General features: G+C 65.7%; 19 protein-coding genes. 17 read left to right on the top strand and 2 right to left on the bottom strand.

Annotation, left to right across the window (positions count from 1 at the left end):
- Positions 1-14 precede the first annotated feature (14 nt).
- The 11 genes from sctC (at position 15) to M1D44_RS22085 (ending at position 9,822) form a co-directional block, all read left to right on the top strand.
- On the top strand, positions 15-1,949 hold the full coding sequence (gene sctC / locus M1D44_RS22135; protein WP_112188149.1) for a type III secretion system outer membrane ring subunit SctC: 1,935 nt from the start codon (positions 15-17) through the stop codon (positions 1,947-1,949).
- The gene (locus tag M1D44_RS22130; protein ID WP_024978639.1) at positions 1,909-3,102 is read left to right on the top strand and encodes an FHA domain-containing protein; all 1,194 of its coding nucleotides are present in this window, start codon (positions 1,909-1,911) and stop codon (positions 3,100-3,102) included. The genes sctC and M1D44_RS22130 overlap by 41 nt, the downstream gene beginning before the upstream one ends.
- A 139-nt stretch (positions 3,103-3,241) precedes the next feature.
- Positions 3,242-3,448, top strand: coding sequence for a hypothetical protein (locus M1D44_RS22125; RefSeq protein WP_024978640.1), 207 nt, complete (start codon positions 3,242-3,244; stop codon positions 3,446-3,448).
- A 62-nt stretch (positions 3,449-3,510) separates the two neighbouring features.
- The gene (locus M1D44_RS22120) at positions 3,511-4,092 is read left to right on the top strand and encodes a hypothetical protein (protein ID WP_024978641.1); all 582 of its coding nucleotides are present in this window, start codon (positions 3,511-3,513) and stop codon (positions 4,090-4,092) included.
- Between the two features lies 1 nt (position 4,093).
- Positions 4,094-4,861 (top strand): type III secretion system inner membrane ring lipoprotein SctJ, encoded by a 768-nt coding sequence (gene sctJ / locus M1D44_RS22115; RefSeq protein WP_051541538.1) that lies wholly within the window; start codon positions 4,094-4,096, stop codon positions 4,859-4,861.
- On the top strand, positions 4,858-5,520 hold the full coding sequence (locus M1D44_RS22110; RefSeq protein WP_024978642.1) for a SctK family type III secretion system sorting platform protein: 663 nt from the start codon (positions 4,858-4,860) through the stop codon (positions 5,518-5,520). Before sctJ ends, M1D44_RS22110 begins: the two co-directional genes overlap by 4 nt.
- Entirely contained in the window at positions 5,502-6,107 is a 606-nt protein-coding gene (gene sctL / locus M1D44_RS22105) for a type III secretion system stator protein SctL (protein ID WP_024978643.1), read from the top strand. Before M1D44_RS22110 ends, sctL begins: the two co-directional genes overlap by 19 nt.
- Entirely contained in the window at positions 6,104-7,462 is a 1,359-nt protein-coding gene (locus M1D44_RS22100; RefSeq protein ID WP_024978644.1) for a FliI/YscN family ATPase, read from the top strand. Before sctL ends, M1D44_RS22100 begins: the two co-directional genes overlap by 4 nt.
- The gene (locus tag M1D44_RS22095; protein WP_024978645.1) at positions 7,459-7,953 is read left to right on the top strand and encodes a hypothetical protein; all 495 of its coding nucleotides are present in this window, start codon (positions 7,459-7,461) and stop codon (positions 7,951-7,953) included. Before M1D44_RS22100 ends, M1D44_RS22095 begins: the two co-directional genes overlap by 4 nt.
- A gap of 28 nt (positions 7,954-7,981) precedes the next feature.
- Positions 7,982-8,758: a type III secretion system export apparatus subunit SctT gene (sctT, locus tag M1D44_RS22090; protein WP_235193233.1), complete on the top strand. Its 777-nt coding sequence runs from the start codon at positions 7,982-7,984 to the stop codon at positions 8,756-8,758.
- Entirely contained in the window at positions 8,755-9,822 is a 1,068-nt protein-coding gene (locus M1D44_RS22085) for an EscU/YscU/HrcU family type III secretion system export apparatus switch protein (protein WP_316852449.1), read from the top strand. Before sctT ends, M1D44_RS22085 begins: the two co-directional genes overlap by 4 nt.
- A gap of 85 nt (positions 9,823-9,907) precedes the next feature.
- Here M1D44_RS22085 and M1D44_RS22080 read toward each other — a convergent pair whose 3' ends face one another.
- Entirely contained in the window at positions 9,908-17,656 is a 7,749-nt protein-coding gene (locus M1D44_RS22080) for a glutamate cyclase domain-containing protein (protein WP_439004449.1), read from the bottom strand.
- Positions 17,657-17,970: 314 nt separating this feature from the next.
- On the opposite strand from M1D44_RS22080, the gene M1D44_RS22075 reads away from it, so the two are divergent.
- Positions 17,971-18,915 carry a LysR family transcriptional regulator gene (locus M1D44_RS22075; protein WP_024978649.1) on the top strand — a complete coding sequence of 315 codons (945 nt, stop codon included), beginning with the start codon at positions 17,971-17,973 and terminating at the stop codon, positions 18,913-18,915.
- Positions 18,916-18,970: 55 nt separating this feature from the next.
- Here the strand turns inward: M1D44_RS22075 and M1D44_RS22070 are convergent, their stop codons facing one another.
- On the bottom strand, positions 18,971-19,885 hold the full coding sequence (locus M1D44_RS22070) for a glutaminase (protein WP_024978650.1): 915 nt from the start codon (positions 19,883-19,885) through the stop codon (positions 18,971-18,973).
- Positions 19,886-20,111: 226 nt separating this feature from the next.
- On the opposite strand from M1D44_RS22070, the gene M1D44_RS22065 reads away from it, so the two are divergent.
- The 5 genes from M1D44_RS22065 (at position 20,112) to M1D44_RS22045 (ending at position 26,455) form a co-directional block, all read left to right on the top strand.
- Positions 20,112-20,918: a putative hydro-lyase gene (locus M1D44_RS22065; RefSeq protein WP_024978651.1), complete on the top strand. Its 807-nt coding sequence runs from the start codon at positions 20,112-20,114 to the stop codon at positions 20,916-20,918.
- A 128-nt stretch (positions 20,919-21,046) separates the two neighbouring features.
- Positions 21,047-22,348, top strand: coding sequence for an MFS transporter (locus M1D44_RS22060; protein ID WP_024978652.1), 1,302 nt, complete (start codon positions 21,047-21,049; stop codon positions 22,346-22,348).
- 556 nt (positions 22,349-22,904) lie between these two features.
- The gene (gene wecB, locus M1D44_RS22055; RefSeq protein ID WP_024978653.1) at positions 22,905-24,062 is read left to right on the top strand and encodes a non-hydrolyzing UDP-N-acetylglucosamine 2-epimerase; all 1,158 of its coding nucleotides are present in this window, start codon (positions 22,905-22,907) and stop codon (positions 24,060-24,062) included.
- A 27-nt stretch (positions 24,063-24,089) separates the two neighbouring features.
- Positions 24,090-25,415: a glycosyltransferase family 2 protein gene (locus M1D44_RS22050; RefSeq protein ID WP_024978654.1), complete on the top strand. Its 1,326-nt coding sequence runs from the start codon at positions 24,090-24,092 to the stop codon at positions 25,413-25,415.
- Positions 25,412-26,455, top strand: coding sequence for a bactofilin family protein (locus M1D44_RS22045; protein ID WP_316852447.1), 1,044 nt, complete (start codon positions 25,412-25,414; stop codon positions 26,453-26,455). Before M1D44_RS22050 ends, M1D44_RS22045 begins: the two co-directional genes overlap by 4 nt.
- Positions 26,456-26,458: the final 3 nt, after the last annotated feature.

The following is a 26,458-nucleotide window of genomic DNA, read 5'->3' as shown; positions in this document are numbered from 1 at the left end:
GGGGGGATCGCGAGATGGCGCCGAACAAACAACAACATAACCGAGCGAGAACACGCGTGAACAAACGCTATCGATTCCTGCGGTGGAGTGCATCAGCAGCGTGCCTATGGCTGCTGACGACGGCGGCCCTGGTGCAGGCGGCCGAGCTGCGCTGGCGCAACCGGTCGTACACGCTGGTGGCCGAAGGCAAGAAGGTGGGCGATTTCATCCGCGAGCTGGCGGCATCCCAAGGCGTGACGGCGGTTGTCGACCCGAAGGTGGAGGGCACCATCAACGGCAAGTTCTCGGGCCCGCCTGCCAGCACGCTCAATACCGTGTGCGCCACCTACGGGCTCACGTGGTACTACGACGGTTCGCTCATCTACGTGGATCGCGCAGACGATTCACAGACGCAGGTCTTCCCCATTCCGAAGGGCAGCGGCCCGGAGCTTGCGCAGATCCTGCGCGCCATGCAGATCACCGATCAGCGCTTTCCGCTGGTTGTGAGCGACAAGGAAAACACCGTCTACGCATCTGGCCCGAAGCGCTATGTGGAACTGGTGCGCCAGGCCATTGCATCGATTGCCGATCCGTCGCGCGGCATGGATCGCGCCGAGATTCGCGCATTCCCGCTCAAGTACGCATGGGCGGGCGATGTGGAGATCAACCGGTCTGGCAAGCCCGTGACGATTCCGGGCATTGCCACCATGATGCGTCGTCTGCTGGGCGCGCCCAACCCGGGTGCCAGCAGCCCCGGTATGTCGCCCACGCGCGCCATGCGGCTGACTGGGCCGACCCGGCAGATGAAGCTCAGCTCCGGTGACAGCATCAACGTGCCGCGCATCGAGATTCCGCTGGCCGGCGCGCAGGGCGATTCCGGCTACGGCGCGCAGGCGCCCGCCGCATCGGGCGGTGGTGCACCGCCTGACCTCCCTCGCATCGAGGCCGACGCGGGCATCAACGCCGTGCTCATCCGCGACGTGCCCGAGCACATGGCGCAGTACGAGCGCCTGATTGCCTCGCTCGATACCAAGCCGCGACTGGTGGAGATCAACCTCACCATCATCGACATCAGCACCGATTCGCTCGACAGCCTCGGCGTCGACTGGCGCCTGCATACCACGCACGGCGATTTCCAATCCGGCAACGGCAACAATCCGCCGCTCACGTTCAACCTCGGCACCACGGAAGACGGCCAGACCGGCGCCACGACCCCGATCGGCATGGCGCTCACCGCATCGATTGGCGGCAGCCTGCGCAACTACCTGCTGGCGCGCATCAATGCGCTCACGCAGAGCGGCAATGCGCAACTGCAAGCCAAGCCGAAGGTGCTGGCGCTCGACAACACCGAAGCCATCCTCGAAAACCTCATCCACTTCTACGTGCCGGTGTCGGGCTTTCAGGATGCGTCCCTGTACGGCATCACGACGGGCACGAGCGTGAAGGTCACGCCGCTCATCGTCAACGAGGCCGGGCAGATGAGCGTGATGATGTCGATCGACATCGACGACGGCAACCTGACCAACGACCGCGTCTCGCAGTTGCCGGTGGTGCAGGAGCGTTCGATCGTGACCAAGGCGATGATCGAAGAAGGCAAGAGCCTGCTGATTGCCGGCTTCAACTCCGACAGCCTGAACAACACCAAGTCGGGCATTCCGTTCCTGTCGGACGTGCCCTTCATCGGCAACCTGTTCAAGTACACCAACAAGACCGGCCAGCACATGGAGCGCTTCTATCTGCTGACCCCCCGCATCCTGACCGCCGCCAGTACCAATCCGAACGACGTGCCTGCCGTATCGATCCCGGGCGTTGGCATGCCGGTGCCGGGATCGACCGATTGGAAACCGGGCCCGTTGCCCAACACGCCGGCACCCAACCAGCCGCCGGCCAGTGTCGGCACCTTGCCCACGCCGCCTGTTTCGCGACTGCATGAACCAGCCAGCCACACAACCCTCGCCGCACTCGGATAAATCGCCCTGGAAGCTGTGCTTCCTGAGCGGCCCGCTATACGGCAGATCGATGCCGCTGCGGATGGGCGCCAACGTGGTCGGCTCGGCGCCCAACTGCGAAATCATCGTGCCCGACAGCAGTGTCGCTGCGCGCGAGCTGATGTTCGAGGTGGGCGGCATTGCTGTCTCTGCACGCCGGCTGGATGACGCCGAGCCAACGCTCAACGGCCAGCCATTCGGCCAGACGCGCCGCAGCGTGGTGCCAGGCGATGTGATTGCCATGGGCGACATCCGCGTCGGCATCGAAAAGGTCGGGACGATCCGCATGCCGGCCGCCGCAGTGGAAGGCGCGGGTGCTGCGGTGCTGGCAGAGCGCGTGCCGTCGTGGATGCCGCTGGCCGCCGCGGTGTGGCTGTCGCGGGTGTCCACCAAGGCGGGGCGCGGGCGGACGTGGCTGGTTGCCGGCATCGGCCTGTGGCTTGCGGTGCTGCTGGCCGGCGGCGTGGTCGCGTTTGCCGGGCATGACGGCTGGTCGCTGTGGGGCCGCGACCCCGCAGCGCGTGCAGCGCAGGTCCGCCACGCGTTGGGTGACCCGGCGGAGATTGTGGTGACGCCAGCGTCAGACGGCACGTCGCGCGTGTCCGGCTACGTGCCGACCGAGGCAGATCATCAGGCGCTGCTGAGCCGCGCGCGCGGGTTGTCCGATGTGTCGATTGGCGAGGTGTATGTGGTGAGCGATCTGCTGGCCGCTGCGCAGCAGTACTTCAGCGCCGGCGGCACAAGCGGCACGGCCGCGCTGAACGTGGCCTACGACGGGCATGGCCGCATCGTGGTGAGCGGCACGGCCGATCGCGCACAGGCGTGGCAGCGTATCCGCAACTACGCGCGCGACGCCAAGCCGGCCGTCGAGGTGGTCGACCGCGTGGCGTGGGATGGCCCGCCGCCGCCGAACATCGTGGCGGAAACGCCGCGCCCCGACGGCCTGCCCGCCATCGTGAGCACGTATGAAGACGAAGACGGCACGCGCTTTGTGCAGACGCGCGACGGCCAGTTGTATTTCGAGGGCGCCCGTCTCAAGGGCGGCCTCCAGGTGAAGAGCATCGCTTCAGATGGTGTGGTGCTCGACCGCGGCGGGCAATCGGTCACGTGGCCGATCCAGCCGCAAACACCGTAGCGCAGCGGGTCCCCTTTCCCGCGCGTGGGGTGTGTCGTACGGAGGTCGCCGGCAGATGCGAGGCCGGTTGCCACCGCCAGGCAGTTGGTAGTTCCGTTTGATCCTTTTGACCCTTTTGACTGACATCCAGGAGAGCACCATGGCAGGTACACCCACCACCGGCGTCGACGGCGCCATCGGCAGCATCAACCAGTCCGGCGATGACCAATTGAAGATCGCCACGGCGGTGCAGGCCGCCGCAGCCAAGGGCGCGGCAGCCAGCGGCATCATCGGCGCGGCCCAATCGCTGAGCAATACGGCGGCTTCGGCAGCCGGTGCCGTCCGCGACGGCGCGCGCGCGAGCTGACGCGCAACCCCAGCGGCGGCGGGCGCGGCCTGCCGCCGCTTCACCGAATTCAGGAGGGCACGATGTCGATCGAAGCGAATGCGATTGCGGCCGTTGCCGCGACTCAGGCCGCACAGGCGCAAGCCGGCGGTGCTGCCGGCGCCAGCCAGGCCGCGCAGGTGAACCCCGCGGCGTATGCGGCCCAGGGCCCGGGGCAGGTCGAGCAGGGCATCGGCACTCCGGCTACGCAGGCCGCCATGCCCACCGACGCCCAGCAGTTTGGCGGCATGATGCGCCCGGTTGCCACCACGACGGTGCAGCCCGCGACGTTGCCGGCGCAGCCCATTCCGATGGCCTCCCACGCAACGCCATCGCCGGTGCCGGATGTGTCGTTCTCGTTCACGCGTGGGCCCGGCGCCGACGGTGCGATGGGCCAGTGGCGCGACTACGGCCACGACCTCAACGAGCGCTACACCAGCATTAACAGCAAGCGGCAGGAAATGCTCGACTCGCTCGACAGCATGGACGTGACCATGACCATGGTGAAGCTGGCCGACTTCAGCTACTTCGCCTCGATGACGCTGGCCGAGTACCAGATGGATATGAGCTTTGCGCAGGCCGCCAACGGCGTGAGCCACTCGCTGCTGAAGAACCAGGAAGGCTGACATGAACCGATTGCTGGGTGTGCTGATGGCGCTTGCCTGCCTCTTCGGCCTGGCCGGGTGCGAGCAGGAGCTGTACACCGGCCTGTCGGAGGTCGAGGTCAACGAGATGGTGTCCGCGCTGTCGGCGGCTGGCATCAGCGGGCAGAAGCTCGTGCAGGACGGCCAGGGCCAGGAAGGCCGCACCTGGACGCTTACCGTCGACCAGGCCGACATGGGTCCCTCGCTGGCGGTGCTGCGTGCGCAGGGCCTGCCGCGCCCGCGCCTGGCGTCACTCGGCCAGGTGTTCCAGAAACAGGGGCTGGTAGCCACGCCGGCTGAAGAGCGCGTGCGCTACATCTACGGCGTATCGCAGGAGCTGTCGCGCACGCTGCTGGATGTGGATGGCGTGATGCTCGCGCACGTGCATGTCGTGATTCCCGAGAACGATCCGCTGGCCGACAAGGCCAAGCCAGCCTCCGCTGCGGTGTACATCCGCTACCGGCCCGGCGTGAACCTCACCGCCATGGCGCCGATGGTGAAAGACCTCGTCGCGCACAGCATTGAAGGGCTGAGCTACGACAACGTATCGCTGTTCTTGCAGGGCGCACAGCCGGTGCCGGTGGACGTGCGAAAGGGCGCGGCGTTGCTCGGCACATTCAGCATGCGCAACCCCCTGGTGTGGTTGCTCGGCTTGCTGATCGTCGCGGCGATGGTGGTAACAGGTCTCGTGGCATGGCGGCGTGGCGTGTTCGACAACCTCAGCGGACGTCGGCCGGAGCGGGCGTCATGACCACCGATGCGCGACTGGCAGGGCTGGTTGCCACGTTCAACCTGCGGCCGGATCGCTATATCGACGCGTCGTGGCTGCCGGCGGATTGGCCGCTGGCGTTGCGCGACCCCGCCCGTTATGGCGAGGCCGGGCGCGCCGTGCTGGCGCGGGCGCTGCTGCAAGCCCATCAGTTGCACGGCGAATGGGACTACGACTTCACCGCCATGGAAAAGCGCGTCGCCCTGTTGCCCGCCGACGCGCTGGAGCGCCTGGCCGTGTGCTGCGGCCTTTGCCTGCATCGCCAGTGGCTGCGCGAGGGCGAAGTCTCGCGCAAGACGCGCCAGGCCATCGATCTGGCGTTCGGTGCACCGCTGGTGGCCTTTGCGTTGGAGCGCATGCCGGCCTTCGAGGCCGTTGCCGAGACCCTGCAGGCGCAGCGCCAGTACCCGCGCCTGGCGGTGGAAACGCTGCGCGCCCGTGGGCGCCGGTTGCTGACTGATTTTCTGGTGCCGTTTGGCCCGGCCGTCATCCGTCGGCTGGCGTTGAAGTTTCCGCGCAACGCGGCCGACGCTGATCGGCCGCCGTATTTGCTGGGCCGCACGCAACGCGCAGAACTGGGCGAGCTGCTGCGGCTGAGCTTGATTCCTGAACAGGTGCCGGCATGGGACTGGCTTTTCTGATTACCACCGACAAGCTGCATATCCTGAGCGAGCGCAAGGTGCTCAAGCAGCACGAGTATGCAGCGCTGCTCGATGCCACGAGCATCCTCGGCAACGCACAGGAAGAACGTGAGCGCCTGCTGGAAGATGCCGAGGCGCAGCGCGAGCAACGACTCAAGGCCGGCTACGACGAAGGCTATGAAAAGGGCGAACGCGAAGCCGCCACGCGACTGTACGCCGATGCGCTTGCCAACGCGCGTGCCTTGGCGGCCATGAAGCAACTGATGGCCGAACTCGTCACGCGCACCGTGCGCGAGCTGGCGGCCGATCTGCCGCGCGAGGCGATCTATGCCAAGGCCTTCGCGCGCATCGAAACACTGGTCGAACACGAACCCGTGCTGACGGTGCGCATCGCCCCGCAGCAGGTGGCGGATCTGGAGCGTGTGCTGGGAACCATGACCGACGGTACCCGCCGCGTGCGCGTGGTGCCCGATGCCAGCCTGTCGGAAGAGGCGCTGGTGGTGGAGACCGCATCCGGCGTGGTCGAAGCCGGCATCGACACGCAACTGGCTGCGCTGCACGCCGCACTGGTCGGGGACGAAGGATGACCGAACCCGCCGTCAGCCACATCATCGACGCGGGCGATCTGGAACGTAGCCTGCGCGACGTGCTGGAGCGCGCCGACGGCATGGCTGCGGGCGTCCAGATGCGCGGGCGCATTCACCGTGCGGTGGGGCTCATGCTCAATGCATCGGGCATCCAGGCGCGGCTGGGCGAAGTGTGCGAACTGCGCACGCCCGGTGAACGCAGCATCTATGCGGAAGTCGTTGGCTTCGAGCGGCAGTCCACCTTGCTGACGCCGCTGGGCAGCGTGCACGGCTTGTCGGCCGCCACGGAGGTGATTCCCTCCGGCAGCGCGCATCGTTTTGGCGTGGGCGATGCGTTGCTTGGCCGCGTGCTCGATGGGCTGGGCGCGCCCATGGATGACGGCGGACCGCTGTTCACCAACGAGCGTGTTTCAACGCATGCAGAGCCGCCCAGCCCGCTGTCACGCCGCCGCATCGATGCGCCGCTTTCCACCGGGGTGCGTGCCATCGACGCCATGCTGACGGTGGGCATTGGCCAGCGGCTGGGCATCTTTGCGCCGTCGGGCGTGGGCAAGAGCACGCTGCTTGGCATGATCGCGCGCGGCGCGCAGAGCGATGTCAACGTCATCGCGCTGATTGGCGAGCGCGGGCGCGAGGTGCGTGAATTTCTGGAGCTGTGCCTGCCGGAGGCGACGCGGCGCAAGACGGTGCTGGTGGTGTCCACGTCTGACCGGCCGGCCATGGAGCGCGTGAAGTGTGCACTGGTGGCCACCGCCGTGGCCGAGTATTTCCGAGACCGCGGCAAGAACGTGCTGCTGCTCGTTGATTCACTCACGCGGTTTGCGCGGGCGCAACGCGAGGTCGGGCTGGCGAGCGGCGAGCCGCCCACGCGGCGCAGTTTTCCGCCCTCCACGTTCTCGGTATTGCCGCAGTTGCTGGAGCGGGCGGGTGCGGGTGCGCATGGTGTCATCACCGCCTTCTACACCGTGCTGGTGGAGGGCGATGAAGAGAGCGACCCGATTGCCGAAGAGGTGCGCTCCATCGTCGACGGGCACATCGTGCTCTCGCGCAAGCAGGCGCTGGCCGGGCGCTATCCGGCCATCGATTTGCTGGCCAGCATCAGCCGTGTGATGCCGCAGGTGACCACGCCAGCGCATCGCGCCGCCGCCCAACGCGTGCGCGAGCTGCTGGCCAAATACCAGGAGATCGAATTGCTCGTGCAGATTGGCGAATACCGCGAAGGCAGCGATGCCCTGGGCGATACCGCATTGCGCGCCCATGCCGCGCTTGCGCGCTTCTTTGAGCAGGACGCCGATGCGCGTGTGAAGCTGGAGCGCACCGTGGCCGACCTCGAAGCCGTGGTGGGGGCGCTATGAGCGATGTGCTGCGTCAGCTCGCCCGCGTGCGCGAAGCGCGCAAGCTCGGCGCCATGGCGCGTGCGCAGAAGCAGGCTGCCCTGGTGGCCCAGGCAGCCGCGCAGAACGCGGCGGCGCAGCAAGGGTTGCAGCAAACGGTATCGGCGCGCTCTGCGCACGACGCTGCCATTGAACAGGCCGTGCGTGAAGACGCACGCAGCGCCGTCGCGCTGCTGTGCGGCGCCAATGCCGCGCGGCTGGCGCTGGATCGTGCCATCGTCAACGCGCACGTCGAATCCACGCAGACCGGCACGGCGCTGGCGGCCGAGCAGGTGGCGCAGGCACGCGCCCAGCGGCATGTGGCCCGCGCGAACGCCAAGTGCGAGGCCGTCGACCGTGCCGAGCAGCGCGTGGTGGCCGCCCAGCGCCGCGCGGCGGAATGGCAGGAAGAAGACGCCGCGCTTGAAGCCCAGCTCGCGCGCCAGTTGGTCAGCCAGAAGATCACCGCCTGAGCCGATGCAAGGGTTCGATCCGCACTCCATGGAAGGCCTGTTCCGGCAGGCGCTGCTGGTGCTGCCGCGGCTGCTGCCCATCATGTTCATCGTGCCCGTGTTCAGCGGGCGGGTGGTGACGGGCATGGTGCGCAGCGGGTTCATCGCCATCCTGGCGGTGTTCGTGGCGCCGTCCATGGCGGGCGCGGCGATGAACGTGCAGGGCGGCGGCCTGTGGATGGCGCTGGCCCTCAAGGAAGCGCTGATCGGCGTGCTGCTCGGCATGGCGTTTGGCGCGCTGCTTTGGGCCATCGAGAACATCGGCCACCTGATCGACTTTCAGACCGGCTCGGGCAATGCATCCTTCTTTGACCCGGTGGCCGGGCATGAGAGCGGGCCGACCGCCAGTTTCCTCGGCTTCATGGCTGTCACATTGTTCGTCACAGGCGGCGGCCTGCATGTGATGCTTGGCGCGTTCTTCGAGTCGTACAAGCTTTGGCCGATCGAACGCATGTTGCCGAGCGCATCGGTCGCGCTGGAGCAGTTTGCGGTGCACGAGGCCGATAGCGTGCTCGGCTGGACGCTCAAGCTGGCCGCACCCGTGATCATCGTGCTGGTGGTGGCGGAGCTGGGCATCGGGCTGATCAACCGCTCGGTGCCGCAGTTGAACGTGTTCCTGTTCGCCCAGCCGGTGAAGAGCCTGCTGGCCGTGCTGATGATGGTGCTGTTCCTCGGCTTTGTCTTCGAATCGATGCGCACCTTCCTGGCTGGCAATGGTGAGATGGTCTGGCTGTTGCGCGCGCTGCTGCACAGCCCCGGCTCATGAGCGAGAAACAGCACAAGCCCACCCAGCGCCGGCTGGAGGATGTGCGGCGCGAAGGCGAAGTCGTCCGCAGCACGGACGTGACGAGCGCGCTGGTCTTTATCGGGATGCTCGTGCTGTTGTGGCAAGGCGGGCCGTGGTTGCTCGAACGCATGCGCGGCCTGCTGATACAGAACGTGAGCGCCGTGGCGCAGGCGCGCGACCCGACTGCAGCGGTGCGGCAGGCATTGGTATCGGCAGGGGCGGAGTGGCTCCTGTTGAGCGCCGCCGTCCTGGTGCTGGTGACCGTCCTGGCAGTGCTGGGTGCGTTTGCCCAGGTGGGCGGCATGTTCGCGCCCAAACGCCTGACGCCGCAAATGTCACGGCTCAATCCGGGGGAAGGCATCCAGCGCATGTTCTCCGTGCGCAACCTCATCGGCCTTGCCATCATGCTGTTCAAGGTGGCTTGCCTGGCGCTGACGCTGTTTGTGGTGATTCGCGGGTCGTTGGCGTTGCCGCTGCAGGCCGGTTACGGTCGGCCGGCGGCCATTCTGGCTGTGGTCGCGCATCTGATTCTTGTGCTGTTCGGCTGGGCGGCGGTGGTGTACGTGCTGATGGCCGCGCTGGACTACTGGCACGTGCGTTTCGAATTCTTCAAGAAGAACCGCATGTCTACCGAAGAACTGCGCCGTGAGCACCGTGAGCTGCAGGGCGATCCGCACATCGTGGGGCGCCGCCGCCAGCTTGCATTGGAGGTGCAATACAGCGCGCTGGAAGATCGCATGCGCATTGCCACCGCCATCGTGTTCAGTGCGCGGCATGCGGTGGCGCTGTATTACCCCGGCGATGGCACGTTGCCGATGGTGATCGCCAAGGGCAGCGGCGAGTCTGTCCAGCGCATCCGGCAGATGGCCGAATACCACCTCGTGCCGACCGCTGCCAACGCAGGTCTGGCGGAGCGCCTGCACGACACCGTGCCGATGGATACCACCATTGACCGCACGCTGTTCCGCGATGTGGCGGCGCTGCTGCGCTGGGCTGAAGGCGCGGATGCGGTGGGCAATCCTTACGTGTCGTCCACTTCCTGAACGCGCAACGAACGCGAAAGAAAAAAGGCGGCGGGCGCCTGACTGCTGCGCCCGCCGCTGCCCGCTGCCCGGCTTGCTTTCCCCGTTATCCGATCCGCACGATGTCACCCGGGACGACGAGATCCGGGTCCTGTCCCGTTGCGCCTTGCGTATATGGATTGCCATCCAGCGCCGCCCAGTCGAACTGGCTGTTCATCGGTGCCAGTTTGTCCAACGCGGCAGCCGTGCGCGCGTCGGATGCCGGGGCCGTGGCGCCAAGCAGCTTGGCGGCATCGGTGGCGCTCAATTGCCAGAGTGTGTCGCCTGGGCCAACGATCGCATACTGCGGCGACTTCGCTGGGCCGATCGATGGCAACGCGTGCGGGGCATTGGCGCGCAGCAGGTCACCGCTTACGCCCTGCATGTCGGGCAGCGGGAACGCGGCAATGGGCTGGTTGTTCTGATCCTGCCCGTTGCCGTTGGCCTGCACTTGCGCAACGGCCGGCTTGGCCGCCTGGTTAGGCACGAACAGCTCGATGCCGAAGCGCGTGACCGCCGCCACACCCAGGATCACGCCGCCGGGCAGCATGGCGTTGCTCGGCAGCCGTTGGCCGACCCTGGGCATCAGGTCGCCGGCAATGCGCAGGGCGCCTGCGCCGAACGCCAGGTCCAGTGCCGCCTTGGTGGCACCCATGGCCGGGCTGTTGGTGTGCATGAGCGCGTCGTTCATCGCCAGGGGTACTGAACCGACCGTGTACAGCGACATCGTGAACGCCTGGGCACGGTTCAGCCACGGGCTCGCGTTGGTCGCCTTGTCGTTGAACGTCGCGCCCAGGCGGCCGGCAAAGTTGCGGCTGGACAGTGCCAGGTTGGCGCTCAGGAACAGCGCATTGCTCCAGAACGACGGCGTGTTCAGGTGCGCGCCATGCATGGCGAACCAGTAAGCCGTGTTGCCGTTATTGAGCGCAAGTGTCAGCAGTTGCAGCGTGTCGTTCGCGCGCCCCACGGGGCTCTTGGGCGAAAGCAGCTTGCCCGGCGCCCCCTTGAGGGCCAGCAGTGCCTGTACATCGGGGTCGTCCTTGGCCTTGGGGTCGTCGACCTTGGACAGCGCGGCGGTGAGCGCATCCGGGTTGTCCTGGAACCGCGCGACCGCGTCGGCGATGGTTTGCCGGTCCCCCTTCGTCACGCCCCAGCGGCGCCCATGATCCGACATGTTGGTCTTGAGCCAAGCCAGTGCCGAGTCTGAGTCTTCGGTGCCCAACTTGCCGACCTGGTCAGACACGGCGCGTGTCTTGTTGGCACGCAATGCTGCGATGCCGCCGCGATACATGAACGACAGCGGGCTGGTGACGGACGGATCGAATACCGCGTGCGTCGCGGCGCTTCCGGTGAGCGTGGCGGAACTCGCAGCCGTGGAGAACGCACCCGTGAGCGAGCCCGCGAAGATCCAGCGGATCCACGGCTTGCGCTTGGGTTCGCCAGCGTTGGCGGCGCGGTCGGGCCCGGTGGGCGGAGTGCCGTTGCCATCGTCGCCGGCTTCGCTGGTCTTGATGGCCGGGGCGGTGGGCTCCGTAGTCTTGCTGCCGGTGGGCTGCGGGCTGGGCGCCGCGTTGTCGGGCCGCGGGCCTCCCGGTCCCTTCGGCCCTGTCGCGCTTGCGGTCGAAGGTGGCGGCACATCGGGCTTCTTGCCCGCAGCCAGGTTGATCATCTGCACGACCGTCTGATAAGTGTTGCTGTCGTGTCCGCCCACCGTGCCGGTGGCCTGGCCCGTCGTGCCATCGACAGCACCGGCGCTGGCGGTGGCGTTCAGCGCGTCCATGTGCTGCTGATGGGTGGTCAGCAGGTCCGTGCGGCCGGCGGCTTCCAGCACCGAAGCCGCCAGGCCGTGCGCGCCCCAGTTGGAGTTCGATGCACTCACATAGTGGTCCGCCGGCACCACTGAACGCGGGTCCACCACCGTGCCATCGGGCAGGGTTACCTGCGGGGCCGTGCGGCGCGTGTTGCCCATGCCGGCTTCATGCCCGCGCGAGCCTACGCCGATGGTGGTCACGCCGTCGGTCTTCCAGCCGGCAATGGCCACTTCGTCCAGCGGTACGGTCTGGTCAGTGACGTCGTTGCCGTTCTGGTCGACGTAGCGGTTTTCGCTATTGCGGCCGTGCACGTTGATCGACACAACGGTGTCCGGTGCCTCGCCGTTTGTTCCGTTGAACAGCTCCTGCGCGGCGGCGCGTGCCGATTCACCGTGTGTGGCATCGAAGGGGACGATGCTGTAGTCATTGACTGCGGCACCGCGCGCTTGCAGGGCGGCATCGAGTGCCGGCACGGCTTCATGCGGCACCACGTAGACGACATGCTTGCCCGCCGCCTGCATGTCATGCCCGAACACAGCGGCGCCGGCCACGCCATCGGTATCCACTGCGCCGTGTGCGTTGCGGGCGCCGGCCAGTACCAGAATGCGGTTGCTGTTTTGCAGCGCGGCGGCGGCCTGGTCGATGCCCAAGGGGTTTTCAATGCGGGCCGAGTCGCCGGTGAACAGCGCCTGCACGGCATTGGTGATGGGGCTGGGCTCAAGCCTCGGGTTCGAGGGAATCACGCTGTCCAGCGTCCTGCCGGGGCCAAACCTGCGCACGCGTTGCACTGGCACATCGGGCAGGTCCATCAGGTTCTGCGCCGACTCGCTCACCGGCCCGGTCTTGCCAGACGTGACGACATACGGATCGGACGAATACGCCGCGCTGGGCACCTTCCATTCCTGTTGGCCGATGGCATCGAGCACCGCCTTGGCCTGGTACTGCATCGGGTCGACCACGGGAATATCCATGCCGCGCTTCTGCAGCGACGTCACGAGGAAGTCCTTCATGGCTGGATAGTGCGTGCAGCACAGCCACAGCGATGTGGTGGTCGGGTCCAGTTCCGACACGTACAGGTCGGATGCCTCCTGCAGTTCTTTCTTGACCGTCGGATCATCGCTCTTGTGCTTGAGGTCGTTGACGAAATCAGCAAATTTGTGAGCGGCTACGGCCTGCGGGCGGATGTTGCCGTCGGTCAGTGTGGCCACCTTCTCCTGATAGGCGAGGCTCTTGACGGTGCCGGCGGTAGCGATCACGGCCGGGCGGTCTCCGCCGTGCTGGACGATGGCGCGTGAGGTGACGTCAATCAAATCGATGACGGGCACGTCCACGTTGTCCAGCGCCTTGGGGAAGGCCGTGCACGCTGTGTTGCACGCCATGGCAACCATGGCGGCCTTCAGGCGCTGCGCCGTCTGCAGGCCGTTGCCCACCAGGCGGATGAGCGCCTCTGGGCTCTTGGGGCCATAGGGCGCGTTGGCGTGGTCGACCACGATGGCCACTGGGAGGTCTTCGCCCGTTTGCGCCTTGATGGTCGCCAGCATGTTCTTGGCGGCGATCAGCCCGCCGTTGCTGGAATCGAATGCGGCAAACGTAAACGGCTCCGTGGGCGTGGCTTCGTCGAAGGTCTTGTCCGTGGGCATGTGGTTCATCGCTTCGCGCAGCAGCACGAGCATGCCCTGATGCACCTGTGAGGGGAAGCCGTCGACGCTGGCTTCGCGCTTGCGGCTGACACCGTCCACCGCCCCGGCATCCACTGATGCCTTGATGGCTGCGTGTAGTTCCTCCGGCGTGGTCATGAGGTCCATGCGGCCCATCTGGTGCAGCATGTTGGCCAGGATGGCCTGCGCGCCAAAGTTGGAGTTCCACGCAGTCACGGGATACTTCACCGGCACGGTCGATGCGAAATCGATCGTGGTGTTATCGGCGAGCGTGACGGGCGGGATATTGCTGCGCAGGCTGCCCATGCCGGCCTCGTTACCGCCGTCGCCCACCCCCACCGTGACAATCCCCGTGCGCTTGTTGGCCTCAAGCACGATCTGATCCTTCGGGGCATTCACTTCCGCCACGGAGATGCCGCGCATGTTGAGGTAATCGCCGTCGGCATTGCGGGCCGGCAGTTCAATGGCGACGACTGCGTCGGGCTGCACGCGGTCAAGCAGTTCGTTCGCGGCATCGCGAGCGGGCTGCCCGCGCTTGGCATCGAACGGCTCCAGCTTGACGAGATGCCCGCCATCGAGGCTCGCCAGCACGGACTGCACGACCGGCATGTTGGCCGAATCGGTGGCGATGGTCATGTCCCGGCCGGCCAGCGCGAGCTTGGCTGCCATTTCAGCGGTGCCGACGGGGCCGTCCGTTTCCGGCAGGGCGCGGCCCGAGACCGGATCTCGCCCGACGGTGAAGCCCGTCACCAGCAGAATGCGCTGGGTGTCTTGCAGCGCGGCGGCGGCGTCTTCCGTGCCGCCCTTGACGAAGAACTTGCGGATGCCGCGATCCACGAAAAGCGCCTGGATGCGGTCCACCGGCGACATGATGCGATCCGCCGTGCGGCCGAATACCGACGACTTGCCGCGGTAGAGCTGCATGCGCTGGCGCCAGCTCATGCGCACGGGGTCTTTGATGTTGGCGGTGTCGTGCGCGAACTCAGCCTTGCTGAGGATGAGCTGCCGCTGCTGGTCGCTCATCTCGGCAAGCTTGGCGGCCAGCCTGCGCACGCCAATGCCGCGCGGGTGGCGGCCATTGGTGGTGCCGTCGGTGCGGTAGTTCTCTGCATCGAGCAGTAGATCGGCATGCTGCGACAGCGCATTCTGCGTGCCGGCGTCCAGAGCCTTTTGCGTGTCGGTAAAGCTCGTCAGCGTGATTTCCGGGTTGGCGAGGTCGTCCAGGGCGCCCGGCAGCGGCCGCGAGGGGCGTGCAGGCCCCGGGTTGGTCGGGCTGCTTTCGTCGCCCGGTGTGCCTGTTTTGCCCGGTTCAGTGATGGGGTCGCCGGCGGTTTTGGGCTTGCCTGTGACCGGGTCGATCGGGTCGGTGCCGGGCTTGCCCGTCGTGCCGTCTTTGCCTTCGTTGCCAAGGGTGGTGCCGGCAGGCTCCGTGGTCTTGCCGCCGGCTTGCGTGATCACTGGCTCGGTGGTCGGATCGGTGGTTGGTCGGCCCGCAGTGGCTGGGTCATTGGCGGCCACCGTGGTGGGTTCGGGCGCCATCTCGGTGGGCTTGTAGCGACCGGCGTTGTTCTTCAGTGCGTTGAGCAGGCCGACGCGTTCGGTGCCTTGTGACAGCCCAACGCGTTCGAGCATGCGCGTTGCACCCACCTGCCCGAGGCCGAGACCCAGGAACATGATGGATTCGGCCTTCTGCTCGCCTGACATCCGGTCGCCGTACATCAGCAGGTCCTTGACCTGCGCGCCCGTCATGATCATGCCGCCGCCACCAGCCACGAGGTCCGACGCCGAGCGCGTGATCTTGAAGAGCCTCGATGCATTGGCCACGTCCGATACGGCGACCAGGCCCTTGCCCGCAAGGCTGTACTCGCCTGCAGCAGAGGTGACGATGGCTAGCCAGTCATTCGTCGCTTCGGGGTTCAGCGGCGACCACGAGCGCCCGTGATCCGCCAGTGTGTCGAGGTGATCGATCGATTCGCCCACGATCCAGCCTGTGCCGACCGCAACCAAGGCCCCCCCAATGGGTGCCGCGCCGCCAAACGTGCCGACTGACAGGATCACGCCGCCCACCGCCGTGGCTACGCCGGCCACGATGTCGACCACGTGCCGGATCTTCTGCCCCGTCGTGGTGATATGTGCACTGAAGTGATCGACGTCCGGAATGCCGTTGCTGTCGAGCGAGACCGTGCCAGCCAGGTTCTTCGGCACGTAGATCGTGCCGCCGTCGGACAAGGCGTTGTTGTGGCGGTAATCATCAAGGCTGCTGTAGTCCCAACCACGATCGTCGATGTAGTGCGGCTTACCCCCATTCTTGTCGGCCACTTCGAACAACGCCGTCGGCATCACGCCCGCGCTCGTGTCCACGTAGGCGATGGGAATGGCCTTCACGGTCGGGTTGTCCCCGCCCGCCTCGTGGATCGTCTTGTTGACCTCGTTGATGACCTTGGTGCTGTTGCCGCCGGTGAACCACGCGGTGCCGGTGGCGCCGCTGCTCTGCGCGCCGGCGTTGTCGGCCTGGATCATCAGCGCGCCGCCGATGTAGTTCTTGAGCTGCGTGTCGGAATCGGGGCCGGTGAAGGTCTGCGCCTTGTCGTTGTAAAGCGGCGTGTCCTTGCCAAAGGTGGTCTTGGACATCTGCCCGAAGATGTTCTTCAGCCCCGCATTCTGGTCGGACTGGAACGTCTTGTAGTCGGCCTCTGCCTGCTTTTGCTGGACCTTCTCGTTGCCGCGGTCGAAGGCGCGTTGCAGCATGTCGACGTTGGGCAAGTCCTTGCCGTGCTGCTGGATGAGCGCATCGGTGACGGTGGCGCCGTTGCCGTCGCCCACGGCGTTCTGCACCGGCACCCACGACGGCATGCTCCCACCCGAGCCGGAGGTCTGCATGCTGTAGAGGAACGATTTGGCATTGGAGTTGGTGGTCAGCCAGTTGGCAACCTGCTGGGCGTGGTCGGTGCTCGACTGGTCGCTGGCAAAGCGCGGTGAATCGGCCACGGCAGCCGTCAGACTCAAGCCGCCATAAAAGTCCGAGCCATGGGGCACGAGTCCAGACGTGTCGGCGCCGGCGTTGCTCTGGAACCAGTGGCCGTTGTCGTTGAAGCGATCTTCTACGGTTGTCAGCAGGTTGTTTGCCACCTCGGGCGGTGCCACCGTGGCGAGGTCCTTCATCCATTTGCCGACAGCGTCGTATTTGACCGTGCTGTCGGCCATCTTGCGATTGGCGTCCGGGTCGTCGGGGTTGTACTTGTAGACCTGGGTGAGGTCGCTGATCTGCTTGTTGAAGTAGTCGCTGTGCGCGTTGAAGAAGGGCGCGCCGGCCACCTGGTACAGATGGTCTCGCGCGTCGGGGTCGGCACTGGTGACCGACACGTCGTTCATGTTGGTCGACAGGATCTTCAGCGCGCCCTGGGCATCGCCCGCCTTCATCTTGGCCGCGACCTGATCCTTGGTGTAGTTCACGCGCACGTCGTAGCTGGCTGCGCCGATCTGCTCGTAGATCTGCTCGGCGTTCTTGTCATTGGCGTGCGGCCGCGCAAGCTGCACACACGCAAACTGCACCGGGTCGTTGGTGGCGAGCGCCTTGTCCTGTGCCGATAGCGTGGGGTCGTTCGGGTTGATGTGGTTGATCTGGTACTGGATCGCATCGGCCGTGGCGATGTTCCTGGCAAGGGCGAGGCTGCCGTCGTCCCAATCAGGGTGGGCGTTTGCCAGCGCATCGGTGGCATCGTTGGCGGCCTTCAGGTTGTCGCCGGAGCCGAAGTTCTCGTACGTGGAAAGCTCGCCGCCAATGGCGGTTTTGAAATCCTGGATGGCCTTGTCCAGGTTGGCCTGCGCCGTGTTGATCGAGTCCTGCTTGTCTTCAGCAATGGTCCGGTTCGTGACCTTGATGTCTTGCGCGTCCTGCAGCTTGTCCTGGGCATCAAGCACGCCGTCGCGCGCTTCCGATGCGGTGCGCTGGCTCGGGTCTTGCTTCTCCACCGCGTCTTTTGCGTCGTCGACGATCTTGTCCAGCCATTTGGCATCGGGATCGCGTTTCTTGATGGCGTCCGCTGCGTCTTCGATGGCTTTCTTCTCGCCGCCGCCGGGCGCTTCGTCGGCCTGCCGGCGCAACTCGTTCTGCACCGAGTTGATGACGTCCGAAAGCGGCTTGTCGAGCTTGGCCTGCGCGGCCGTGGAGTCGTCGCCGTTGTTGATGTAGTCGTTGACCGCCGTGTTGGCTGTCTGGATGGCCGCGTCGGTCTTGGTTTTGGCGTCGGCGGCGGCTTGTTTCTGCTCGGGGGTGGGCGGAGGCGGCGGAGGGGGCGGCGGACGGTAGTAGACGATGCGGCCGTTGATCTCGTCGATGGCGGGCATGGTGTCCTCCAGCTTCGCCCCATGCGGGGTGGGCCTGATTGAAAGCAATCGGGTGATAAGGGCATTCTGGACGCCGGTTGCCAGCACAGCTATTGGCGAATTACGTAGTGCGGCGTGGGTGTGGGCGCGGCCGCTTTTGTAGAAACTACGAGGTTCCGTAGCGGTTTTGGCGGGGCTCTGGTAAAAACCGCCGAACAGGCGTGCATGAGCGTGCGCCGCAGCACGAAAATCCGTAACCTGAGCGCGCTGCATCGGCCGGTGGCGCAGCGGGTGCGCCGCAAGCGGGCCGCATACAACAACACGAGGGGCAGGGCATGAACCTACGTTTCCTGGAAACCTTTGTCTGGGTGGCGCGGCTGCGCAGTTTTCGTCTCACCGCAGACAAACTGTTCACCACGCAGGCGTCCATTTCGGCGCGCATTGCCGCGCTGGAAGAAGAGCTGGGCGTGCGCCTGTTTGACCGCGACACACGCGGCGTGCAACTCACGCCCGATGGCCACAAGGTGCTGGAATATGCCGACCGCATGGTGAGCACGCTGCACCAGTTGCAGGCAGCCGTGGCACAACGCCCGGGCTTTGAAGGGCGCGTGCGGGTGGGGGCGATGGACAGCGTCATCCACACTTGGCTCTCGCCGCTCATCGCGCGCACGGCGGAGATGTTTCCTGCGCTGGAAATCGAACTCGTGGCCGACAGCGCGATGCACCTCGTCGAGCATTTGCAGAAGGGCGCGCTCGACATTGCTTTCCAGACCGATCTGCTGCGTGCCGAAAGTGTGCGCAACGTGCAGCTCGCGCAGTACCCGATCCACTGGGTGGTGGCCACCAACTCCCGGCTGGCGCACCCGTATGGCAGTCTGGGTGAACTGGCGCGCGAACGGCTCATCACCTTCGTGCGCAACTCGCGGCCGCATCAGGACATGCTCAACCTGCTGCACCTGAGCGGGGTGGAGTCACCGCGCGTGAACTGCGTCAATTCGGTGGCCGCCATGACGCGCCTGGTGGGCGATGGCTTTGGCGTGGGCGCGTTGCCCACCGTGCTGGTGCGCGACCGCATTGAGAGCGGCGCATTGACGGTGCTGGAAGTGGAACCGGCGTTGCCCGCGCTGCCGATCATCGCGTCATGGCGCGCGGGAGCGGGGCTGGAGGTGCACGAAGCCATTGTTGGCCTGGCACGCACGATGGCGCGGGAATTCTGCCTGTCGGTCGGCCCGCGCTATGCCATTGCCGAAGAAGTCGAGCGCAACACGGAAGCCGCCTAAGCCGCCTAGGCCGCCCAGGCCGCCCAGGCCACGGAAGCGTGCCGTGGTGGCAGCGTTAGAAGATCGAGCGGCCGGTCAGTGTCGTCAGCCATTCCAGCGCCTGCAGGCCGGCCAGCGAGTTGCCGCTGACGTCCAGCCCTGGCGACCACACGCACACGCCAAACTCGCCGGGCAGCACGGCGACGATGCCGCCGCCCACGCCGCTCTTGGCGGGCAGCCCCACGCGATAGACGAAGTCGCCCGCCGCGTCGTAGGTACCGCAGGTCAGCATCAGTGCAGAGAGGCGCTTGGCGGGGCTGGCATCGACGATGCGCTCACCGCTCCACGGCACGACGCCGCCGTTGGCGAGAAACAGCACCGCGCGGGCGAGGTCGGTGCAGTCCATCTCGATGGCGCACTGGCGGCAGTACGCATCGATGACGGTTTCCACCGGCATGTGCAGGTTGCCGAAGCTCTTCATGAAGTGAGCCATCGCGCGATTGCGGTCGGCATGGGCCAGTTCGGATTCGGCCACCCGCCGCACATAGTCGATGCGCGGGTTGTCGACCAGCCGCCGCATGAATTGCACCAGTGCGGTTTCAGCCTGCACGAAGCGGCGGCACAACACGTCGGTCACGACCAGCGCACCGGCATTGATGAACGGGTTGCGCGGGATGCCGCTCTCGTATTCGAGCTGCACCAGCGAGTTGAAAGCATTGCCGGAGGGTTCGCGGCCGACGCGTTGCCAGAGCGTTTCGCCTTCGAGTTGGAAGGCCAGCGTGCAGGCAAACAGCTTGGAGACACTCTGGATCGAGAACGGCGCATCCGCTTTGCCCACCGTGTAGACATCACCGCCCAGTGTGACGATGGCCATGCCGAAATCCGCCGCATTGGCGCCGGCCAGCTCGGGAATGTAATCGGCAACCCGCCCTTGGCCGAGGTACGGCTGGATGTCGCGGTGGATGGTGTCCAGGATCGCTTGGTAGTCCATGTCAGGCGAGGAGCGGCAAACGGTAGGGCGAGGGATTCTACACGCGCGGATGCTGCACCCGCCTCGGCAATCACCTTTTCCTATCGCCTGCAATCCGAAACTTTCGTTGGACCGCGTTTCATCACGCTTTCACAATGTGCCGCACGAACAACCTTGTGGAAGAGCTTGCATGACGACGGCAGTGGAGATAGCCCAGGCAAAAAGAATGCCGGAACACCCGGCGCCGATGCCCGTACACACCCGCCCGGGTGCCAGCGTGGCGTACGCAAATCCGTATTCCGCCCGCCTTGCGGCGCGCTCGGGCGTGCTGCGCGGGCACACCAGCGGCCTGTGCGATGGCTACGTGCAGGCCAATATCGTGATGCTGCGCGATACGTGGGCCAACGAGTTCCTGCGCTTCTGCCAGCTCAACCCGAAACCGTGCCCGCTGCTGGACGTGACCGAACCCGGCGTGCCCGTGTTCCGCCATCTGGGCCAGGACGTTGACGTGCGCCGCGACGTGCCGCGCTACCGCGTCTACCGCAACGGCGAACTGGCCGACGAGCCGGCCGACGTTGAAGCGCTGTGGACCGACGACATGGTCGCCTTTGCCATCGGCTGCTCGTTCTCGTTCGAGCATGCGTTGATGGAAGCGGGCGTGCCGCTGCGCCATATCGCCATGTCGCGCAACGTGGCGATGTATCGCACGTCGGTCGACACGATCGGCACGTCCCGCCTGGCGGGCAAGCTGGTGGTGTCGATGCGGCCGATGTTGGTGCCCGATGCCATCCGCGCGATCGAGATCACCTCGCGCATGCCGCGTGCGCACGGCGCGCCAGTGCATTTTGGTGATCCGGCGGCCATCGGCATTGCCGATCTCGCACAGCCCGACTGGGGGGATGCGGTGCCCGTGCAGCCGGGTGAAGTGCCGGTGTTCTGGGCCTGCGGGGTGACACCCCAGGCGGTGGTGCAACAGGCACGGCCGGAGCTGTGCATCACGCATGCGCCGGGGCACATGCTGATCACCGACGTGCGCACCGCAGCGCTGACCTGAACACGCAGCTGCAAGACCGAAAGACGGACGGGTATCGGGGTTCCAACTGGCGCACGCAGAGGCGCTGGCCTATAGCAAGTAATAAGCGATAGATACATCGAGACAGCATCAACAAAGGAGGAAACACCATGACAACCGAAGCAACGGTTGCGCGAGCGCCCGCCGGGACGGACGCCACGACCGCAGCCAATTCCGGCGGTTTGTTCCGCTGGTACCGAGAGATCTCCGCGCAGGAGCGCCGCACGTTCTGGAGCTGCAAGGTGGGCTACGCGCTCGACGCGATGGACACGCAGATCCTGAGCTTCGTCATCCCCACCTTGATCGGCGTGTGGGGCCTTTCCAAGGCTGATGCAGGGTTGATCGGCACATGCACGCTGCTGGCATCGGCTGCGGGCGGCTGGGTGGCGGGCATCCTGTCGGATCGCATCGGGCGCGTGCGCGCGTTGCAGATCACCATCCTCTGGTTTGCGGTGTTCACCTTCCTGTGCGGTCTCGCGCAGAACTACGAACAACTGCTGATTGCACGCACGCTCATGGGCTTCGGTTTTGGCGGCGAGTGGACGGCCGGCGCAGTGCTGATCGGTGAAGCCATTCGCTCGCGGGATCGCGGCAAGGCCGTTGGCATGGTGCAAGCAGGGTGGGCTCTGGGGTGGGGCGCATCGGCATTGCTGTATGCGTGGTTCTTCAGCGTGATGCCGCCCGAGACCGCATGGCGCGCGTTGTTTCTCGTGGGGATCGTGCCTGCCGTATTCGTGTTCTTCCTGCGTCGGTTGGTGAAAGAGCCCGAGGTGTTTCAGGAGGCGAAGTCGCAGGCCGCCGAGCGCACGAGCTTCTTCGAGATTTTCTCGCCGCGGCTATTGAGCACCACGCTGCGTGCCGCCGTGCTGACCACCGGCGCGCAAGGCGGCTACTACGCTATCACCACGTGGCTGCCGACGTTCCTGAAAACCGAGCGCCATCTGACCGTGCTGGGCACCGGCGGCTATCTGGCCGTGGTGATCATCGGTTCGTACATCGGCTACCTGATCAGCGCGGTGCTGACTGACCGCCTGGGCCGCAAGCGCAACTTCATCCTGTTTGCAGTGGGCTCGATGGTGGTGGCGCTGGCCTACACGCAACTGGAGGTGACCGACAGCACAATGTTGCTGCTCGGCCTGCCGCTGGGCTTCTTTGCCTCGGGCATCTTTGCTGGCATGGGCGCCTTCCTGACCGAGTTGTTCCCGACGGCGGTGCGTGGTTCGGGCCAGGGCTTTTGCTACAACGTTGGCCGGGCGGTGGGCGCGTGCTTCCCGTTCCTGATCGGGCAGGTGAGCGCGCATTCGTCGCTGGGGCATGCCATTGGCATCTTCGCGGCGGGCGCCTATGGGCTGCTCATCGTGGCGGCACTCACGTTGCCTGAAACACGCGGCCGGGAACTCGAATCGATTTAACTCCTGTGCTTCCCCCAAAGTGCACAGCGCGCGGCGTTTGGAAGACGCCGCGTTTTTTTTTCCAGAAGATAAATCGAAACACCCCACTAATGGGTGGGAATGATTTGGCCTTGTTGTGTTTTCATTCACGTTGCAATTGCGTATGTTTCGGTTTTAAGACAAGCCGGGCATGAGACGCCGATTTATCAGCTGATTATTCACGTTCAGGCAATCAATCGGCTGCAACGCAAGTGCCAGTGCGGCTCCGCGCCACGCGGACAGTTTCAGCAACGCACGCGATCCTGCATCTCCTTTTCGCCGCAAACGCTGGTTATTTCCGGCACCCCCTAAAGAAGGGGTAATCCTAGTCAGCCTTTCTGTTTAAAAAAACGAGGGGTGGCGGCAATGGCGTGTTCATTGAGAAAATTGCGGCCTGCACGACGCCCGGTTTCCCCGCCCCCACGGTCGCACAAGAACAAGAAGGAGGCACGGAGGAGGCGTCACCCGATTCCCTTCGTCAGTCCTGTGTGCTGTATGCGCGTCTGCGATGCGCATGCCGTGCTTCTTCTATCCGGCTATGAAAATTCTCTCCGTCTTCGGCACACGGCCCGAAGCGATCAAGATGGCGCCGCTCGTCAAGGCGCTGGCCGCGCAGTCGGCCATGGAATCCGTCGTATGCGTGACGGGGCAGCACAAGCAGATGCTGCAGCAGGTGCTGGACCTGTTCGACATCGTTCCGCAGATCGACCTGGAGCTGATGACGCAAAACCAGACGCTGAACGGACTCAGTGCCCGCCTGCTCACGGCGTTTGACGACGTGCTGGAGACGGTGCGCCCCGACCGCATCCTGGTGCACGGCGACACGACCACCGCAATGATGTCGGCCATGGCTGCGTTCCACCGTCGCATTCCCATCGGTCACGTTGAAGCCGGCCTGCGCACGGGCGACCTTTACCAACCGTGGCCGGAAGAGATGAACCGCCGCACCATCGACGTGTGCGCCGATCTGCTGTTTGCCCCAACCGATTCATCGCGCCGCAACCTTCAGGCAGAGAACCTGGGCGGGCGCATTCTGGTGACGGGCAATACCGTGATCGACGCGCTGCTGCAGACCACGCAGCGCATCGTGAAGGACGATGCCTTCCGTGCCGAGCTGGATGCGCATTTCCCCTTCCTGAAGGACGACCGCAAGGTGTTGCTGGTGACGGGACACCGGCGCGAAAACTTCGGTTCGGGCTTTGCCAACATTTGCGAGGCACTGGCCAAGCTGGCGCGCCGCGACGACATCCAGATCGTCTATCCGATCCACCTGAACCCGAACGTGCGCGGGCCCGTGCAGACCGCGCTGGCAGGCCTGCCGAATGTGCACCTGATCGAGCCGCTGGACTACGCCCGCTTCGTGCGCCTGATGCAGCGTGCGCACGTGATCCTGACCGACTCGGGCGGCGTGCAAGAAGAGGCGCCGTCGCTGGGCAAGCCGGTGCTCGTCATGCGCAACGTGACGGAGCGCCCGGAGGCCGTGCAGGCCGGCACAGTGCGCCTGGTCGGCACGGAGGTCGACAGCATCGTGGGCGCCGTCAGCCACCTGTACGACAACGACGACGCATGGCGCGCATTCTCGCAGCACCTCAACCCATATGGCGATGGGCTGGCTTCACAGCGCATCGTGTCCGCCCTGGGCGGCGGGTTCGTCCAGGAATTCCTTGGCGACGTGGACGCACGCGAAGCCGCCTGAGCGGAAACCGAAAAGGCAATCACGATCATGTCCACGCTCGCAATCGATATCCTGCTGGTGCTTGCGTTCTGCATCATCACGCTGCTGGTGGTGTACACCGCGCGGCACTACCTGTTCACGCTGAATCGGCTGTTCGGCCGTCAGCGTCAGCCGTATCTCGACATTGAACAGGGTGCGTGGCCCAGCGTGGTCGTCTGCGTGGCGGCGCACAACGAAGAGCGCGTGATTGCGGATTGCCTCAACGCGCTGCTGCTGGTGGATTATCCGCAGGACAAGCTGACCATCATGCCGGTCAATGACCGCTCGAAGGACCGCACGCGCGAGATCATCGACGAGATTGCAGCGCGCAACCCGGGCCGCTTCCAGCGCTTTCACCGCACCGAAGGCCGGCCCGGCAAGGCGGCTGCGTTGCGCGACGCCACGCAGTTGATCGACGCCGAGATCATGATCGTGTTCGATGCCGACTACCTGCCGGCGCGCGGGCTGATCAAGCAACTCGTGGCCCCGTTCTTCGACCCGGAAGTGGGCGCCATCATGGGCCGTGTGGTGCCGGTGAATGCCGGTGCAAACCTGCTCACGCGCCTGCTCGATCTGGAACGCTCCGGCGGCTACCAGGTCGACCAGACCGCCCGCATGAACCTGGGCTTGGTACCGCAGTACGGCGGCACCGTGGGCGGCATCCGCCGCCGTGCGCTGGACGATATCGGTGGCTGGAACATCGACACCCTGGCCGAAGACACCGATGTGACGTTCCGCCTGCTGCAGCACGGCTGGAAAACGGTCTACCAGAACCGCTCCGAATGCTACGAAGAGGTGCCCGAAGTCTGGCCCGTGCGGCTCAAGCAGATCAGCCGGTGGTCGCGCGGCCACAACCAGGTGATGGTGCAGAACATCCGCAAGCTGCTCGCCAACGATCGCATCAGCCGGCTTGAACGCCTGGACGGCGCATTGCTGCTGCTGATTTTCGTCATGCCGATGGTGCAGCTGGCCGGCTGGGTGGTGGCGGTCATCCTGTTCTATGCGGCGGCGCAGTCCATTGTCTCGGGCTGGATTCTTCTGGCGGCGCTGCTGTGCTACGGCGGGCTGGGTACCAACGCAGCCTTCTTTGAGATTGCGGCTGCCACCTACCTCGATGGCCATCGCAACCGCATCCGCTTGCTGCCGCTGAACCTGTTCGGCTTCCTGGTCAGCATGATGACGATCGCGCGCGCGGGTGTGACGCAAGTCATCGACGCCGTGAAAAAGCGCGAACTGGTGTGGGACAAGACCGAGCGCTTTCGCACGGAAGCCGCGGGTGTGGTCAACATCATGGCCGGCGAGGTGCCCGTGCGCACCGGCCCGGAGGGCACATGATCGGAAGCGTGCTGCTGCTGAGCGGCGCGGTTGCGGGCCTGCTCGTACTGCCGTTCCTGCCGGCGTTGTCGGAATGGCTGCGTCCGACCGACTCCGCACCGCTGCCGATGCGGCGTGACCAGCCGAACAACCTTACCTTCTTTGCCAACAGTTTCCGCCGCCGGCTGCAAGAGCAGTACGGCGTGGATGTTGAAGCCATGCGCGCTGCCGGTGCCGCCTACCAGGTGCCCGTGAGCGCGGAACTGAGCGTGGGGCGCGACCCGCGCGGCCGGCCGTCTGCCGAGCAAGCGGGGTTGGAGCGCATGCTGGACAAGGTCAACCACATCGTCGTGTTCCGGGGCAACGCGTGGCTGGGGCCACGCAGCCGCGTGCGTGCCGACTTGTATGTCGAGCAGGATGTCGAGGTCGAGCACGACACCCGCCTGCGTGCCTGCTTGGCCGAAGGCGATATCGAACTGGGCGAGAACGTGGTGGTGCAGCGCTGGGTGCATGGGCGCAATGTGCGGTTGCGGCCTAACGTGCGTGTCGAAGGCCGTGTCACTGCGGAGGACCGCATCGTGATGGCTGCACCGGCGCGCTTCGAGCGTGCTGGCGCCAATGAGGTGATGTTTGGCGACGTGCGCGGCGCTGCGCGCCCCGTGGGCATGCCGAAACCCGCAACGGAGCGCCGCGTGCTCGACGGCGATGCCACGCTGTCGGCCGGCGAATTAACCGATTGCGATTACGTGGTGCGTGGCGACTGCCGGGTCGCGGGCGGCACCGTGCTCGAAGGCAGTATCAAAACGCACGGGCACCTGCGCACGGGCGACGGCGTGCGCATTGCCGGCACGCTGTCTGCACGCAAGAACCTTGAGATCGGTGCGGGCAGCGCTGTACTTGGCCCGCTGATCGGCTTTGAGGACATCGTTCTCGGTCCGAATTGCCGTATCGGCCGCCCTGATGCACCGACCACGCTTGTCTGCAACCGCCTGTTCGTCTCGCCCGGCTGTGTTGTGCATGGCGTGATTACCGCGCACGAGTTCGCGCGTGTGGAAGGGTAAGGG

Source organism: Ralstonia sp. SA306, assembly GCF_054792405.1.
Note: the sequence above shows the minus strand (reverse complement) of the source record. Positions and strands in the feature narration are given on the sequence as shown.